At 66.6% G+C, this 14,129-nt stretch carries 16 protein-coding genes; 5 read left to right on the top strand and 11 right to left on the bottom strand.

The genetic code is table 11. The annotated features are described in order from the left end of the window. Positions 1-122: 122 nt before the first annotated feature. On the top strand, positions 123-902 hold the full coding sequence (locus DT069_RS14350; protein WP_119460985.1) for an isocitrate lyase/PEP mutase family protein: 780 nt from the start codon (positions 123-125) through the stop codon (positions 900-902). 38 nt (positions 903-940) lie between these two features. Here DT069_RS14350 and DT069_RS14345 read toward each other — a convergent pair whose 3' ends face one another. After that, a complete protein-coding gene (locus DT069_RS14345; protein ID WP_119460984.1) occupies positions 941-1,648 on the bottom strand; it encodes a DUF6064 family protein in 708 nt (235 codons plus the stop codon). After that, a complete protein-coding gene (locus DT069_RS14340) occupies positions 1,648-2,571 on the bottom strand; it encodes an aldo/keto reductase (RefSeq protein WP_119460983.1) in 924 nt (307 codons plus the stop codon). The genes DT069_RS14345 and DT069_RS14340 overlap by 1 nt, the downstream gene beginning before the upstream one ends. Before the next feature lie 344 nt (positions 2,572-2,915). On the opposite strand from DT069_RS14340, the gene DT069_RS14335 reads away from it, so the two are divergent. Then, on the top strand, positions 2,916-3,407 hold the full coding sequence (locus tag DT069_RS14335) for a methylated-DNA--[protein]-cysteine S-methyltransferase (RefSeq protein WP_119460982.1): 492 nt from the start codon (positions 2,916-2,918) through the stop codon (positions 3,405-3,407). Here DT069_RS14335 and DT069_RS14330 read toward each other — a convergent pair. After that, positions 3,376-3,708, bottom strand: a complete 333-nt coding sequence (locus DT069_RS14330) for a putative quinol monooxygenase (RefSeq protein WP_119460981.1) — start codon at positions 3,706-3,708, stop codon at positions 3,376-3,378. The two genes, DT069_RS14335 and DT069_RS14330, sit on opposite strands and share 32 nt — an antisense overlap. A 14-nt stretch (positions 3,709-3,722) precedes the next feature. Next, positions 3,723-4,085 carry a nuclear transport factor 2 family protein gene (locus DT069_RS14325; RefSeq protein ID WP_119460980.1) on the bottom strand — a complete coding sequence of 121 codons (363 nt, stop codon included), beginning with the start codon at positions 4,083-4,085 and terminating at the stop codon, positions 3,723-3,725. Between the two features lie 125 nt (positions 4,086-4,210). On the opposite strand from DT069_RS14325, the gene DT069_RS14320 reads away from it, so the two are divergent. Beyond that, positions 4,211-5,026: a helix-turn-helix domain-containing protein gene (locus DT069_RS14320; protein ID WP_119460979.1), complete on the top strand. Its 816-nt coding sequence runs from the start codon at positions 4,211-4,213 to the stop codon at positions 5,024-5,026. Positions 5,027-5,066: 40 nt separating this feature from the next. After that, positions 5,067-5,903, top strand: a complete 837-nt coding sequence (locus DT069_RS14315) for a methyltransferase domain-containing protein (RefSeq protein ID WP_119460978.1) — start codon at positions 5,067-5,069, stop codon at positions 5,901-5,903. A gap of 13 nt (positions 5,904-5,916) precedes the next feature. Here DT069_RS14315 and DT069_RS14310 read toward each other — a convergent pair whose 3' ends face one another. The 7 genes from DT069_RS14310 to DT069_RS14280 form a co-directional block, all read right to left on the bottom strand. Further along, positions 5,917-6,132, bottom strand: coding sequence for a hypothetical protein (locus DT069_RS14310; RefSeq protein WP_119460977.1), 216 nt, complete (start codon positions 6,130-6,132; stop codon positions 5,917-5,919). An 87-nt stretch (positions 6,133-6,219) separates the two neighbouring features. Next, entirely contained in the window at positions 6,220-7,203 is a 984-nt protein-coding gene (locus DT069_RS14305; RefSeq protein ID WP_119460976.1) for an ABC transporter ATP-binding protein, read from the bottom strand. After that, on the bottom strand, positions 7,200-8,216 hold the full coding sequence (locus tag DT069_RS14300; protein WP_425450240.1) for an ABC transporter ATP-binding protein: 1,017 nt from the start codon (positions 8,214-8,216) through the stop codon (positions 7,200-7,202). The genes DT069_RS14305 and DT069_RS14300 overlap by 4 nt, the downstream gene beginning before the upstream one ends. A gap of 79 nt (positions 8,217-8,295) precedes the next feature. Next, positions 8,296-9,240, bottom strand: a complete 945-nt coding sequence (locus DT069_RS14295) for an acetamidase/formamidase family protein (protein ID WP_119460975.1) — start codon at positions 9,238-9,240, stop codon at positions 8,296-8,298. 120 nt (positions 9,241-9,360) lie between these two features. Continuing rightward, a complete protein-coding gene (locus tag DT069_RS14290) occupies positions 9,361-10,989 on the bottom strand; it encodes an ABC transporter substrate-binding protein (RefSeq protein WP_119460974.1) in 1,629 nt (542 codons plus the stop codon). Between the two features lie 73 nt (positions 10,990-11,062). Then, a complete protein-coding gene (locus tag DT069_RS14285) occupies positions 11,063-11,986 on the bottom strand; it encodes an ABC transporter permease (RefSeq protein WP_425450239.1) in 924 nt (307 codons plus the stop codon). After that, the gene (locus DT069_RS14280; protein ID WP_119460972.1) at positions 11,983-12,831 is read right to left on the bottom strand and encodes an ABC transporter permease; all 849 of its coding nucleotides are present in this window, start codon (positions 12,829-12,831) and stop codon (positions 11,983-11,985) included. Before DT069_RS14280 ends, DT069_RS14285 begins: the two co-directional genes overlap by 4 nt. 291 nt (positions 12,832-13,122) lie before the next feature. Between DT069_RS14280 and DT069_RS14275 the strand changes: the two genes are divergently transcribed. After that, the gene (locus DT069_RS14275) at positions 13,123-14,112 is read left to right on the top strand and encodes a hypothetical protein (RefSeq protein WP_119460971.1); all 990 of its coding nucleotides are present in this window, start codon (positions 13,123-13,125) and stop codon (positions 14,110-14,112) included. Positions 14,113-14,129 lie beyond the last annotated feature (17 nt).

Here is a 14,129-nt window from a genome sequence, read left to right as displayed (position 1 = left end):
TAAACGGTACAGACACGGCCCGGATCGGCGCAGAGAGAAGGCAGGCGCTTCTCGACCGCGAAGCGCTGGCGTAATCTTCTCATGAAGCAGTCCCGAGAAAATTCCTGAAGGAGGAGCATCCCATGACGGTCGACCTGAAATCCAAGCGCGCGACCTTCCGGTCGCTTCATGGCGAAGGATGTTTCCTGCTTCCGAACCCTTGGGACATCGGCAGCGTGCGGCGGTTGGAGAAGCTCGGTTTCGTGGCCCTGGCGTCGACAAGCTCCGGAATGGCGTGGGCGTTGGGACGCGAGGATGGCGAGGTCGCGCGGGATGAGGTCTTGAACCATCTGCGCACCCTTTGCGACTCGACCGATCTTCCGGTGAACGCCGATTTCGAGGCCGGCTTCGCCGACCGGCCCGAGGATGTCGCGGCCAATGTCCGGTTGGCCGTGGATACCGGCGTGGCCGGTCTTTCGATCGAGGACCGGACTGGGCGGACGCTTTACGAGCTGCCCTTGGCGGTCGAGCGCATCAAGGCGTCCCGCGAGGCTATCGACCAGGCCGGCGCGGATGTGGTCCTCGTCGGCCGGTCAGAAGGGTTCCTCATCGGCCGCACCGATATCGACGCCACGATAGAACGTCTTGCCGCCTACGCCGATGCCGGGGCCGACTGCCTCTACGCTCCCGGCCTTCAGGATCCCGCCCATATCGATGCGGTCGTCGCCGCCGTCGCCCCGAAGCCGGTCAACGTCCTTCTGCTCGGTCCGGACATGCGGGTCGAGGACTTGGCCGCCCGCGGCGTCCGGCGCGTCAGCGTCGGTGGCTGCCTTGCCCGGGCCGCATGGGCCGGCTTCGACGAGGCCGCCAGACTGCTCCGCGATCAGGGGATGTTGCCTCCGCAGGCTTTCCGGCGAGCCTGATAACAGAAGGTTTCGTGATGGGAGCGGCTATGGCGCCCTCATCGGAGAGCGCCGCTGCCGATCCGAGGCCAAAGCCGTGACAGGACGGCAAGACCAGCGGCCGTGAGCGGGATCCAGCTCTCCGACGCCCCCATGGCATGAAGGGTCGCCCAGCTCACGACACACCAAGCCAGCGGAATTGCGAGGAGCAGCCATGCAATGGCGCCGCCGGCCCCGATCGACAGCAGGCCGAGCGTCGCGATCGCGGTCGGATCCGGCGCGATGCCGAAGACTTCCGCCGCCTGGATTGGCCGGCCCGCGAGCGGCGCCACGAGCGGCGCCACGAGCGGGTGCAGGACCAGTGAATAGAGGAAGAGGGCGAGGCCGACCACGCCCCGAACGGTCCGGTCCGCCGCGAAGTGCAGGCGGCCCCGCAGGCTCCCGATCCAGAGGAGCAGCAGCGCCTGCAGGACGAATGCCGGAGCCACGTATGTCGCGGCCCAGTTGATCGTGGCGTAGCGGTTCCAGAGGAAGCTCCATGCGACCCAGACCCAAGCCGCCGCCAGAATGATCGAGACGAGCCGGTCCGACCCCAGATCCGGCCACTGACGTGGCCGAACGATCCATACCAGGATTATCGCGCCGAGAGCCAGAGCCGGGATCTGGAGGGGCCAGACGGCCGCGTTGTGCAGTTCGAACATCCGCCAGTAGACGCGCGGAGAGAAGAGCAGGAAGTCCTCGAGCCTGTAGGTCCACCATTCCGGCATCAGAGGTCTTGCACATAGGCGGCCATGCGCCGACGCGTCGCCTCGTCCGGCATCGGGCCTGTGGCGGCGGCCAGGTTCTCGCGCACATGATCGACGCGGGTCGTCGCCGGGATCGCCACTGTCACGGCCGGGTGCGAGACGATGAACTTCAGGATGAATTGTGCCCAGGTCGACGCGCCGATCTCGGTCGCCCATTCGGGCAGCGGCTCGCCCTCCAGCCGCTGGGTCAGCACTCCCTGCTGGAAGGGGCGGTTGACGATGACGCCCATGCCGCGGTCTCTCGCCAGCGGCAGGATCCGGTCCTCCACCTCGCGATCGACGACGTTGTAGGTGATCTGGACGAAATCGAGCGGCTGCGTGCGCATGATCTCCTCGAATAGGTCATGGCGCCGGCCCTCCGAGGTCGTGATCCCGACATAGCGCAACTGTCCGGCCGCCTTCATCTCGAACAGCGTCTTCAGATGCTCCTCCCACGCAACGAGATTGTGGACCTGGAGAAGATCGAAGCGCGGGACGCCCCAGAAGCGGCGCGACTCCTCGATCTGCGCCGGGCCGTTGTCGCCCGAGGAGGTCCAGACCTTTTCCGCCGAGAACAGGCGCGACGGCCGCCCGAGCTTCTCGAGGCCATAGCCGATCACGTCCTGCGACGAGCCGTACATGGGCGAAGAGTCGATGATCCGCCCACCCGCGTCGAAGAAAGCCGCCATCACGGCCGCGCATTCGTCCCGGAGCACCGGATCGTCGCCGACATTGAAGGTGATCCAGCTTCCGAGGCCGACGACGGGAAGGGCCTCCCCTGTCGAGGGAATGGGTTTCGTCGCCGGCGGACGGCCTTGCGCCGCTCCTTTCAGCGGAGGCGGCAATATCGCGGCCGCCGCCGTCGCCAGGACAGCTTGGAGAATCGTCCGCCGCGTCGTCGTCATGCGATGCTCCATCCTATCGTGGGCCTATCGCGGGCCTATCGCGGGTCGAGAGCCGGATGCGCTTTCACAGTTGAAACTAAGGGCTCGGACCCGTCGTTCCCAAGGGCATTTTCCAATTCTAAAGCAAGGCCCGGAGTGCCACCTGGCCCGCGAATCTCCACTATCGAAGCCAGAGGCCGCACAGCGCGGCCGGCAGCGAGAAGGAGCATCATGATGACCTCCGCAGAGACGAGAATCGAAGAGCACCGCCCGCCACGGCCGACGATGGCAAGTGTAAGGCCGTCGTCGCGGAGCATGACCGGAGCACGGACAGTTTCGACAGCGTCGGCCTGCCGATCCGCTTCATGATCGGGGAATGCTGGCTCGGCTCGGTCCTTGTCGCGGCGACCGACAAGGGCATCTGCGCCATCCTCCTCGGCGACGATCCCGCCATCTTGCGGCGGGATCTCCGGAATCGCTTCCCCGGGGCGCGGCTGGTCGGCGGTGATCGGGCGCTCGAGCCCTTGATGGCCAAGGTCGTCGGCTTCATCGAAGCGCCGGGACAGGGGCTCGATCTGCCGCTCGACCCGCGCGGCACGGACTTCCAGCAGCGCGTCTGGCAGGCGCTGCGAGAGATTCCTGCCGGTTCCACGGCGAGCTACTCGGAGATCGCCGAGCGCATCGGCGCGCCGAAGGAGGCCTATGCCGTCGGCGAAGCCTGCGCGGCGAATATGATCGCCGTCGCTATTCCCTGCCACCGGGTCCGGCGCAAGGACGGCGCACTGGCCGGCTACCGGTGGGGCGTCAAGCGCAAGCGGGCGCTGCTCAAGCGGGAGGGCGTGTCGCGAAGAACGTGAAATCTCTGCGCAAGGGCCGCCATACCTTCGGCCGCCGCGGTTCCTGGAGCAGGTCGGGCAAGCGAGCCTCATAGGCGCTCCGATAGGCGCGCTTCATCTGGACGTCGACCAGATCGTCCCGGTCCGCCCAGGTTTCGTAGAGCATGAAGCGGGTCGGATCTTCGGGGTCCTGATGGAGCGCGGCATTGATGAAAGTCGGCTCATGCCGCATGGCGTCGAGCACCGGCGTGAGGAGGCGAAGAAACTCCTCCTCGCAGCCGGGCTTGAGGTGGAGGGAAACGATGACGGCGAACTCACTCATCTGCTATCTCTCCCTTAGGCAGCGACCTGATCCAAGAACCCGGTCACGCCTTCAAGCCGTCCGTCGGCGGCCACGATGGCGAAATCGGTACCCTGCGCCACGGCTGGTGCTCCGTCGGCCGCCAGCTTCCAGGAAAAGCGGATGCGGTCGGCGTGGCCGTCCGGCTGTCCGACCAGCGAGAAGCGATGGCCGGGAAACTGCTGCTGGACGCCGGCGATCATGGTGTCGATGCCGTCATGGCCTTCGCCCTGCATCATCGGGTCGATATAGCGCGCGGTTTCGGTCCAGGTTTGCGTGATCAGCTCGCGCCGGAGACCGGCGTCGGTCTCGTTCCAAAGCGCGATGTAGCGGTCGGCGATTTCTGCGGCGTTCGTCATGATGATGCTCCCTCGAATATGGCCCGGGGCGTCCGGGTGAGGGCACTATCGCGCCGTCGGCGGAGCGGTGTCGATTACGCCGGAGGTAATGGCGGTCCGGACACCTGTGGGCTATCCTCCCGGCCATGATGGGTTCCGTGCATCCCGTCGGCGAGCTTCTGCGCAGCTGGCGCCAACGCCGGCGCATGAGTCAGCTCGACCTGGCCTGCGAGGCCAATATCTCGACGCGGCATCTCAGCTTTCTCGAGACCGGGCGTTCGCTGCCGAGTCGCGACATGGTCCTGCATCTTGCCGAGAGCCTGGATATCCCGCTGCGCGAGCGCAATGCGCTGCTGACCGCCGCCGGATACGCCCCTGTCTTTCCGGAGCGGCCCCTCGCGGATCCCGCGCTCGAGACGGCACGCAAGGCCGTGGAGCTGGTGCTCAAGGGGCACGAGCCTTATCCCGCGCTTGCCGTCGACCGCCATTGGACGCTCGTCGCCTCGAATGATGCGGTCGCACCTCTGCTCGCCGGTGCCGCCCCCGCTTTGTTGCGACCGCCTGTCAATGTGCTCCGCCTCAGCCTGCACCCGGAAGGCCTCGCACCGCGCATCGCCAATCTTTCGGAATGGCGTTCGCATCTGCTCGCGCGGCTGCGTCACCAGATCGACGTCACCGCCGATTCCGTCCTCGCCGATCTCATGAACGAACTCCGCGACTATCCGGTCCTGGACCAAGGCGAGACTGCGACGGACCAAGACTATGCCGGAGTGGTCGTTCCCCTTCGGCTCGTCACGGACGGCGGTATTCTCAGCCTCTTCAGCACGACGACGGTCTTCGGAACGCCGGTCGACATCACCCTCTCGGAACTGGCGCTGGAGGCCTTCTATCCCGCCGACACCGCGACGGCGGAGGTCTTGCGCGGCTCCGCAACTGCGGCGCCGAGGCAGGAGCACGGTTGAGTGCCTTGCGAGTTCGTGTCTTCAACCAAGGGAGGGTCGGATGACCGATGCCAAAGCCGTCGTCGAGCGCCATTACAGCCAAGCGGACCTCGGAGACAAGATCCTGGAGGCGGTGCGCGCCGCCGGAAAAGATCCGAACGCATTGGTGCCGGCCGATCTCACCCCGTTCGACCAGTTCCACCTCCGCGGCGACGCCGCGACCCGTGAGCTAGCAGGCATGGCAGAACTCCGGCCAGATCTCGCGGTGCTCGATGTCGGCAGCGGCATCGGCGGGCCGGCGCGTTTCCTGGCGACGGAATTCGGCTGTCGCGTGACCGGGCTGGACCTGACGGAGGATTTCTGCCGTACCGCCACAATGCTGACCGCCCGCACCGGGCTGGCCGATCGTGTATCCTTCCGGCAGGGCGACGCGCTCGCCATGCCATTCGCCGATGGCGATTTCGATGTTGTCTGGACCCAGCATGCGGCGATGAACATCGCCGACAAGGCCCGTCTCTATGCGGAGAGTCATCGCGTGCTGCGGCCGGGCGGCCGGCTCGCGCTCAACGACGTTCTCGCCGGCCCGAAAGTGGACGGCCTGCACTTCCCGGTTCCCTGGGCCTCGTCGGCGGAGCTGAGCTTTCTCATCCCGCCCGACGCCTTGCGCGACCTTCTGACGTCGGCGGGCTTTCGCCAATGCGCCTGGCGGGATTGCACCGATGCCGTCATCGCTTGGTTTCAGGAGATGCGGGCGCGCCGCGACAGTGCCGCGGCCGAGGTTCCCGGCCGACATCTCGTCGTGGGGCCGGATTTTCGGACCAGGCTAGCGAATCTCGATCGCAATATCCGGGAGGAGCGGCTTCGGGTCGTGCAGGCAGTATTCGAGAGAACCGACTAACCAGCCGCCGGCACTATGTCGTGGTGGCGATCCAGCCCGGCGGGTCGCTGGCCGGGAAGGACTCTTCTGACGCGCGCGTCACCGGGTCCTCGTCGTCCGCTTTGTCCCGTTCCCGCTCGGGTTTGCTCCTATCCTCCGCTGGGGCGTCCTTGCTCCGCCTGGGCATCAGCTCGGCGTTCTGCGGTGCTCCCGTCCGCCGTTTCGGAATCGGCTTGTCCTCGGCCATCATCTCCGCCTCTCGGCTCAATTCATCCGGCCCCTGGAAGGTATGTGGTGCGCGCGAGGGCCGGAAGCAAATGACGAGCCGGCTCCGGCTTCAATAGAGATGGCACTCGACGAGGTGCGGCCGGTCCGCCGTGCCGATGTTCCGGAGTGTCGGCGTCTTGTCCCCGCAATGCGGCATGACCTTGGGGCATCGCGGGTGGAAGCGGCAGCCGGTCGGCGGGTCTTCCGGGCTGGGGATGTCGCCGCGAAGGACGATGCGCTCCCGCCTGCGCTCCGGGTCGGGTTCGGGAATCGCGGAGATCAGCGCCTGGGTATAAGGGTGGCTGGGATTCGCATAGAGCGTCTCGGTGTCCGCGATCTCGACGATGCGGCCCAGATACATCACCGCGACGCGGTCGCTGATATGCTCGACCACGGCGAGGTCGTGAGAGATGAAGATATAGGACAGGCCGAGTCGCTCCCTGAGATCGACCAGAAGGTTCAGGATTTGCGACTGGATCGAGACGTCGAGCGCCGACACCGGCTCGTCGGCGATGACCAGCTTCGGCTCCAGCGCGATCGCCCGAGCGATCCCGATCCGCTGCCGCTGGCCGCCGGAGAATTCGTGCGGATAGCGCCGCGCCGCATCGGCGTTGAGGCCGACAGTCTGCAGCAGATCGGCGACGCGCCGCCGCCGCGCCTCGCGACCACCGATGCCGTGGATCGCCAGCGGCTCGCCGATGACGGCTTCGATCGTGAAGCGCGGGTCAAGCGAGGCGTACGGGTCCTGAAAGATCAGCTGCATGTCGCGCCGCCTTGTCCGCAATGCACGGGGGCCGAGGCCGAGAAGATCCTCGCCCTCGAAGTCGATGGCGCCGGAGGTGGGTTCGACCAGGCGCAGGATGACGCGGGCGAGCGTCGACTTGCCGCAGCCCGACTCGCCGACGATGCCGAGCGTCTCGCCGCGCCGGAGCGTCAGGCTCACGCCGTCCACCGCATGCACGACGCCCTGCCCGTCACGCGAGGGGAAGTGCTTGGTGACGTCGGTGAGCTCGAGCAGCGGCGTTTCCGCCGCTTCCTGCGGCAAGGCGTTCATGGCGGCGGATTCCAGCAGGCGGCGTCATGCCCCGGGGCGTGTGGGACCAGCGGCGGCCGCTCTGCCCGGCAGCGCGGCAAGACGCGCGGGCAACGGTCGGCGAAGCTGCAGCCCGCGCCGCGCGCCGCCGGCGGCGGCACCATGCCCGGAATCGTCACTAGCCGGCCGCCGCGCTTGGTCAGTCGCGGCATCGCCGCGAGCAGACCGGCGGTGTAGGGGTGACGGGGTGACGCGAACAATGGTCGCACGCCGCTCCGCTCCACCACGCGCCCGGCATACATCACGACGACCTCGTCACAGAACTCGGCGACAATGCCGAGATCGTGCGTGATCAGCAGGATCGCCATGCCGAGCTCGCGCTGCAGCCGCCTCAGAAGCTCCAGGATCTGCGCCTGAATGGTAACGTCGAGGGCTGTCGTCGGCTCGTCGGCGATCAGCAGCCGCGGATTGCAGACCAGCGCCATGGCGATCATCACACGCTGGCGCAAGCCGCCCGAGAGCTGATGCGGATACTGGTCGACGCGCCGCTCGACCGCGCCGACGCCGACCAGCCGCAGGATCTCGATACTCTTCTCGCGCGCCGCCGCGCCGGTCATTCCGCGATGCAGCCGCAGCACCTCGCCGATCTGGAAGCCGATGGACAGCGTGGGGTTCAGGCTCGTCATCGGCTCCTGGAAGATCATGCCGATGCGGTCGCCGCGCACACCGCGCATCGCGCTCTCGGGAAGCGCCAGTAGGTCGGTGCCCTCGAACAGAATGCGTCCGCCGTCGATATGGCTCGGCGGCGAGGGCTGAAGACGCATGATCGACATCGCCGTAACGCTCTTGCCGCAGCCGGACTCGCCGACCAGCCCAACCGTCCGCCCCGCGGCGACCGTGAAGGAGACGTCCTCGACGACCGTGATGCGCCCCTCCTCGGTCGCGAAGCCGACCGAGAGATCCTCTACCTGCAGGAGCGGCTGTTCTGCGGACATATGCGGATCATAGTCCTCATGCTGAGCTTGTCGAAGCATGAGGCTTGCCGGCCGGGCATCAGGCATTACTCCCTCACCCTTCGACAGGCTCAGGGTGAGGGGGCTGCGGCGATGACGTTCACTCGAACACGACGCGCGGGAAATAGAGCGACACCACCCAGTTCGGCATATCGACGATCTCGCTGATCCGCAGGTCGGCGCAGACGCTGCAGAGCATGTAGGCCTCGATCGCCGAGAGACCGTGCCGGGCGGTCAGCAGGTCGATCATGCCGCTGACCGCGGCGCGGGCGCCTTCCATCAGGTCCGGACCAATGCCGGTCGTGACCTCATAGCCGCGAACGTCGAAATGGCGGCTGACCGGTCCCGTGGTGGTGAAGCGCGGGAAGGGCAGGTTGGCACCCTTCACCAGGTCGAATTTGAGGGCGACGGTCATCGGGCTTTCGATCGCGGTGCCGCACACCTCGCCGTCGCCCTGCGCGGCGTGGGTATCGCCGACCGAGAACAGGCCGCCGGCGACCTCGACCGGGAGATAGAGTTCGGTGCCGGCGGACATGTCGCGGATGTCCATATTGCCGCCCACACGGCGCGGCGGAACGACACTGTGCAGCCCGACCTCCTCCAGCGCCAGGCCGATCGTGCCGCAGAACGGCTTCAACGGCACGCGGCCGCCAGGCCCATACATCGCCGGCGCCATGTCGGCCGGGTCATATTTCCAGATATGGAGCGCCGGCTCCTTGAACTGGTCGGCGAGCAGGCCGAAGCCTGGAATGTTCGCCGTCCAGCCCCAGCCGGAGGGCTGGAAATCGAGCAGCGTCACCTTGACCGCGTCGCCCGGCTCTGCCCCGTCGATCACGACCGGGCCAGTGACCGGGTTCACCTTGCCGAAATCGAGCGTGGCAATGTCCGCCACGGTCGAGTCCGGGCCGAGCTGCGCGCCCGAAGAATCGACGGTCTCGAACGCCACCGTCTCGCCCGGCGCGACGGTCAGCACCGGCTCGAATTGCCGGTTCCAGCCGATATGGTTCTGATGCTTGTGAATCGTGTGCGTGCAGGATGTGGTCATGAGGTGCTCCGGCCGGTGCGGTTTCTCTCATGCTCCGACAGGCTCAGCATGAGGGGCGGGGCGTCATGTTCGATTAAGCGGCCTCACCCTGAGCCTGCCGAAGGGTGAGGCCGCCGATGCCTACTCCGCGTCCGTCGCGTAGACATAGTCGTAATGCACCGGGATATGCACCGGGTCGACGAACAGTGCATCCTCGCCGCCGATCCGGGCCGAGTGCATGGTGAAGCGCTGCTCGTTGAAGACCGGCGCCCAGGGCGCGTCCTCCATGATCTTGAGGAAGATCGAGCGCCACAGCGCCAGCCGCTCCTCCGCCTTGGCGGGATCGACCATCGCGTCCGCCTCGGCGGCCTTGGCGTCGAGCTCCTCGTTGCAGTACTTCGCCCAGTTCCAGCCGCCTTCGACAGCGCCGCCGCAGCCGAGGATCGGGCCGTAGAAGTTCGACGGATCGGGGAAGTCGGCGATCCAGGCCATGCCGCCCGACCAGATCATCGGCGCCTGTCCCTCGCCGCCCGCCGCGATCACCGAGGCCTGGGCCAGCGACTTGATCTCGGCATTGATGCCGATCGCCGCCAGGTCCTGCTGGATCGCTTGCGCGATGCGCGGGTTGGGGTCGACATTCATCACATAGAGCTCGGTCGCGAAGCCGTCGCCGACACCGGCGTCGGCGAGAAGCTGCTTCGCCTTGTCCGGATCGTGCGCATAGCCCGCGTAATCCTCGGCATAGCCCGGCATGGCCGGCGGCAGCGGCTGGTTCGCCGGCACGGCGCGGTTGTTGATGATTCGCACGACGCGGTCCTTGTTGATCGCCATGTTGACGGCCTGCCGGACCTTCGGGTTGTCGAAGGGCGGCGTCCCGACATTCATGGTGACATAGCCGGTGTGAAGCTGGCCGCCTTCGACGATCAGCCCCTCGTTCGCCGGATCGCTCATCACCTGGACGAACTGGGCGGGGGGAATGCCGTCGCCGAGGATGTCGACCTCGCCGCGCTGCAGGCGCAACAGCGCCACATTGGGCTCCTGGCCGATCTCGAAGGTGATGCGGTCGAGATAGGGGACGCCGTCCCGGTAATAGTCCGGGTTCTTCTCGAATACGACGCGCTGGCCGAGCGTCCATTCCGCCAGCTTGTAAGCACCGGTGCCAACCGGGTTACGACCGAAATCGGCACCCTGCTCCTCGACGACCTCCTTCGGCACCGCAAAGGAGAAGTTGATCGCCATCACATGCAGGAAGGTAGCATCGGGTCGCGACAGCTGGAAAACGATTGTGCGGTCGTCAGATGTCGTGATGCCGGACAGCTCCTGCGCCTCGCCGGAGGCCATCGCGTCGAAGCCCTCGATCGAGGCGAAGAATCCCTGGCCGGGGCTCTGCGTCTCCGGATTCACGGCGCGCTCGATCGAATATTTGATGTCGGCTGCGGTCAGTTCGCGGCCGTTATGGAAGGTCACGCCGTCGCGCAGGGTGAAGCTGAAGGTCTTGCCGTCCTCGGAAATCTCATAGCTTTCAGCCAGATCGGGCATCAGCTCGGTCGTGCCCGGCTTGTAGTCCATCAGCCCGTCGAACAGGCTCTTGATCATCGACCAGTTCTGCCAATCGTAGCCGATCGCCGGATCGAGCGTGGAGACGTCGTCTTTGTAGGTGACGATCATCTCGCCGCCCGGCTTGGGCATGTCCTGGGCGAAAAGCGGCGTCGTCGGCGCGGAGGCCAGCAGCGCGGTGGCTGCCGCTGCCGCGAGAAATGCGGATCGCATGGCTGTCGCTCTCCCTGTTTCGCCCGGCCGCGGGCGCCCATCGCCGTTCTGCAAGCGGGCGTTGCGTTCTATATCAGCGCAGTCTGATGCGGGGGTCAATCAGCGGCGTCACCAAGTCGGCCAGCAGGTTGCCGATCACGATCGCGATCGCCGCGACCAGCGTCACCCCCATGATGATCGGAATGTCGATGCGCTGGATCGCCTGCCAGGCGAGCTGCCCGATACCCGGCCAGCCGAACACCGATTCGACGACCACGGCGCCGCTCATGAAGATGCCGATATCGAGGCCGATCATCGCGATCACCGGCAGGATCGCGTTGCGCAGTCCATGGACCATCACCATGCCGCGCTCGCTCAGCCCCTTGGCCCGGGCGGTACGAATGTAATCCTGGCGCAGCACCTCAATCATGCTGGACCGCATCATCCGCGAATACCAGCCGCCGCCGGCGATCCCGAGCGTGAGCGCCGGCAGGACGAGATGCCAGACCGTGCCGTAGCCGCTCAACGGGAACCAGCCGAGCAGATAGGCGAAGACATAGAGCAGCAACAGGCCGACGACGAACTGCGGCGTCGAAACCCCCGCGAAGGACAACATCATGATGCCGCGATCGGCCGTTCGGCCGCGGCGCATCGCGGCGTAGACTCCGGCTGGCAGGCCGATCAGCAGCTCGAAGAAGATGGCGCCGGCCATCAACAGCAGCGTTGCCGGCAAGCGGCTCCAGATCAGCGTCGCCACCTCCGTCTTTTGGACGTAGGACCGGCCGAGATCGCCCTGCGCCAGCCGGCCGACATAACGGACATACTGGACCGGCAGCGGCTGATCGAGGCCGAGCTGATGGCGAATCGACTCGACCGTCTGCGCCGAGGCGCTCCGGCCCGCGATCATCCGCACCGGGTCGGCCGGGATCAGGAAACTCAGGCAGAAGGTGACGGCGGTGACGCCGAGCAGGATCAGGACCGAGGCCGCGAACCGCCGGGTGAGATAGCGCAGCATCATCGTCCCCGCTGCGTTGGGTCGAGCACGTCGCGCAGCGCGTCGCCGACAAGGTTGAAGGCAAGTGCCAGCAGCATGATCGCGAGGCCGGGGAAGAACACCAGCCAGGGCGCCGACAGGAAATAGGACTGGCTCTCGAAGATGATGCCGCCCCAGGAGGGGGTCGGCGGCCGCACGCCGATGCCGAGGAAGGACAGCGTCGCCTCGAGCAGCACCGTGGTGGCGATGCCGAGCGTCGCATAAACCAGGATCGTCGGCACCAGATGCGGCAGGATGTGCAGGGCCAGGATGCGGCCGCTGCCGGCGCCCAGCGCCCGCGCCGCCTCGATATATTCGCGCGCGGCCAGGCCCGTCGTCTCGGTATAGACGACGCGGGCGATCTGCACCCAGTTCACCAGGGCGATGACCATCGCGACGATCCACAACGACGGCGTGAAGATCGCGGCGAGCGCGATCGCCAGGAGGAGGGCGGGGAAGGCCATCATCAGATCGGTGAAGCGCATGATCGCCGCGCCCAGCCAGCCCTGGACATAGCCGGCGACGACGCCGAGCAGCGTACCCAGGATCACCGCCGCGCCGTTCGCCACGACCCCGATGATCAGCGAGGTGCGCGCGCCATAGAGCAGGCGGGAGAACAGGTCGCGGCCGAGCAGGTCGGTGCCGAGCAGGAACTTGCCGCCGGGCGGGTTCGGCGCGCCCTCCAGAGTCAGCCCGTCAAAGAACTGCTCCGAGGGATCATAGGGCGCGATCACCGGCGCCAGCACCGCCGCCCCGACCATGACCAGGATCACCGCCAGCCCGACGAGCGCGAGACGGTCCCGGCGAAAGCGTTTCCAGGCGGCGGACATCGGCGTTTCCGGCCTCTTCCATGGATTGCGATGCGGGGCGCCTCTCGAGTCCGGAGTGCGCCTTGCAAGACATGATGTGATCCGATCCTAGCGGCAGGAACATCACCGTCAACGGTGTCGGACGCCCGGAACATTCCCGCGTTTCGCCGTGTTGGAGCATTCATTGCTGCGGCCTGCCGGCCGGAGGGGGAGTATTCCACTCGCATCCTTGCGGGAAAGGTCGACTGTGCGGTCCATCGGCAATCCGTTACTCTATAGGCCTCTCGTCGCCGGGAACCGGATCGCAGAGTGATGCCGACAACCGTCACCGCCGCAGAACGCAATGGCCCGTCTGCCTGGCCGATCACGCTGCTGGTCGGCCTCGGGCTGATCCTCGTCTGCGAGATCCTGCTGGCCGTCGATGTTGTCCTGCGGGACGGCGCCGTCGTGCCTTACGACGCTTTACTGCCGGCCGTCGGACCGCTGCAGACGGTGACACGGTGGGTGGCGCAGAACATGACGCCGCTCTGCTGGGTCGGCTATCTCTTCGCCTTCGACGGGCTGTTGCAGCGACAGGGCCGCGGCAGCGGCGAGATCTCGCCCGTCCGGGCGCGGCCGCGGCGGTTCATCCTCTGCTTCCTCGCCAGCATCCCGATCTGGCTGGTCTTCGACGCCATCAATTTCGGTCTGCTCGACGCCTGGCGCTATCACGGCTTGCCGCGGAGCGACCTGCACCGCCTCATCAGCTACTTCTTCTCCTTCGGTGCGATCGTGCCGGCGATGCTGCTCGCGGCCGAGTTCTTCCAGCGCGCCGGCCTCCGGCGACTCGAGGGGCCGGTGCTGTGGCTCAGCCCGCGGGCGCAGACGGTGCTTGCCCTGATCGGGCTGGGGCTCGTCCTGCTTCCGCTCCTGATCCGCAATCCGATCGGAACGGTGCCGCTCTGGCTCGGTTTCATTTTTTTGCTCGACCCGATCAATCACCGGTTCGGCGCGCCCAGCCTGCTCGCCGATTGGGCGGCCTGTCGCTGGAGCCGAACGGTTGCGCTGATGGCCGGCGGCCTGCTCTGCGGCTTCCTCTGGGAGTTCTGGAACTATTGGGCGACGGCGAAATGGACCTATGATCTGCCGTTCCTTGGCCCGTTGGAGAGCATCCGCTATTTCGAGATGCCAGTGCCAGGCCTGCTCGGCTTTCCGCCGTTCGCGCTCGAATGCTGGATCATGTTCCAGTCCGTCCTGCTGCTTCTCGACAGGCTCGGTCTGCGCTTCGCCGAACCGCTCCCGAACGACGCGGCAATCCTTTAGGTCATGATTCCAAGCCG

This window comes from Virgifigura deserti (genome assembly GCA_003576685.1).
Taxonomy (GTDB): Bacteria; Pseudomonadota; Alphaproteobacteria; order Dongiales; family Dongiaceae; genus Virgifigura; species Virgifigura deserti.
Note: the sequence above shows the minus strand (reverse complement) of the source record. Positions and strands in the feature narration are given on the sequence as shown.

Excerpts from the sequence above, each read along its gene's own strand:
- DT069_RS14290 (WP_119460974.1), bottom strand. The coding sequence starts at position 10,989 with ATGCGATCCGCATTTCTCGCGGCAGCGGCAGCCACCGCGCTGCTGGCC.
- DT069_RS14310 (WP_119460977.1), bottom strand. The coding sequence starts at position 6,132 with ATGATGGCCGAGGACAAGCCGATTCCGAAACGGCGGACGGGAGCACCG.
- DT069_RS14275 (WP_119460971.1), top strand. The coding sequence starts at position 13,123 with ATGCCGACAACCGTCACCGCCGCAGAACGCAATGGCCCGTCTGCCTGG.
- DT069_RS14350 (WP_119460985.1), top strand. The coding sequence starts at position 123 with ATGACGGTCGACCTGAAATCCAAGCGCGCGACCTTCCGGTCGCTTCAT.
- DT069_RS14335 (WP_119460982.1), top strand. The coding sequence starts at position 2,916 with ATGATCGGGGAATGCTGGCTCGGCTCGGTCCTTGTCGCGGCGACCGAC.
- DT069_RS14280 (WP_119460972.1), bottom strand. The coding sequence starts at position 12,831 with ATGTCCGCCGCCTGGAAACGCTTTCGCCGGGACCGTCTCGCGCTCGTC.
- DT069_RS14285 (WP_425450239.1), bottom strand. The coding sequence starts at position 11,986 with ATGATGCTGCGCTATCTCACCCGGCGGTTCGCGGCCTCGGTCCTGATC.
- DT069_RS14295 (WP_119460975.1), bottom strand. The coding sequence starts at position 9,240 with ATGACCACATCCTGCACGCACACGATTCACAAGCATCAGAACCATATC.
- DT069_RS14340 (WP_119460983.1), bottom strand. The coding sequence starts at position 2,571 with ATGACGACGACGCGGCGGACGATTCTCCAAGCTGTCCTGGCGACGGCG.
- DT069_RS14315 (WP_119460978.1), top strand. The coding sequence starts at position 5,067 with ATGACCGATGCCAAAGCCGTCGTCGAGCGCCATTACAGCCAAGCGGAC.
- DT069_RS14300 (WP_425450240.1), bottom strand. The coding sequence starts at position 8,216 with ATGCTTCGACAAGCTCAGCATGAGGACTATGATCCGCATATGTCCGCA.
- DT069_RS14320 (WP_119460979.1), top strand. The coding sequence starts at position 4,211 with ATGATGGGTTCCGTGCATCCCGTCGGCGAGCTTCTGCGCAGCTGGCGC.
- DT069_RS14330 (WP_119460981.1), bottom strand. The coding sequence starts at position 3,708 with ATGAGTGAGTTCGCCGTCATCGTTTCCCTCCACCTCAAGCCCGGCTGC.
- DT069_RS14345 (WP_119460984.1), bottom strand. The coding sequence starts at position 1,648 with ATGCCGGAATGGTGGACCTACAGGCTCGAGGACTTCCTGCTCTTCTCT.
- DT069_RS14305 (WP_119460976.1), bottom strand. The coding sequence starts at position 7,203 with ATGAACGCCTTGCCGCAGGAAGCGGCGGAAACGCCGCTGCTCGAGCTC.
- DT069_RS14325 (WP_119460980.1), bottom strand. The coding sequence starts at position 4,085 with ATGACGAACGCCGCAGAAATCGCCGACCGCTACATCGCGCTTTGGAAC.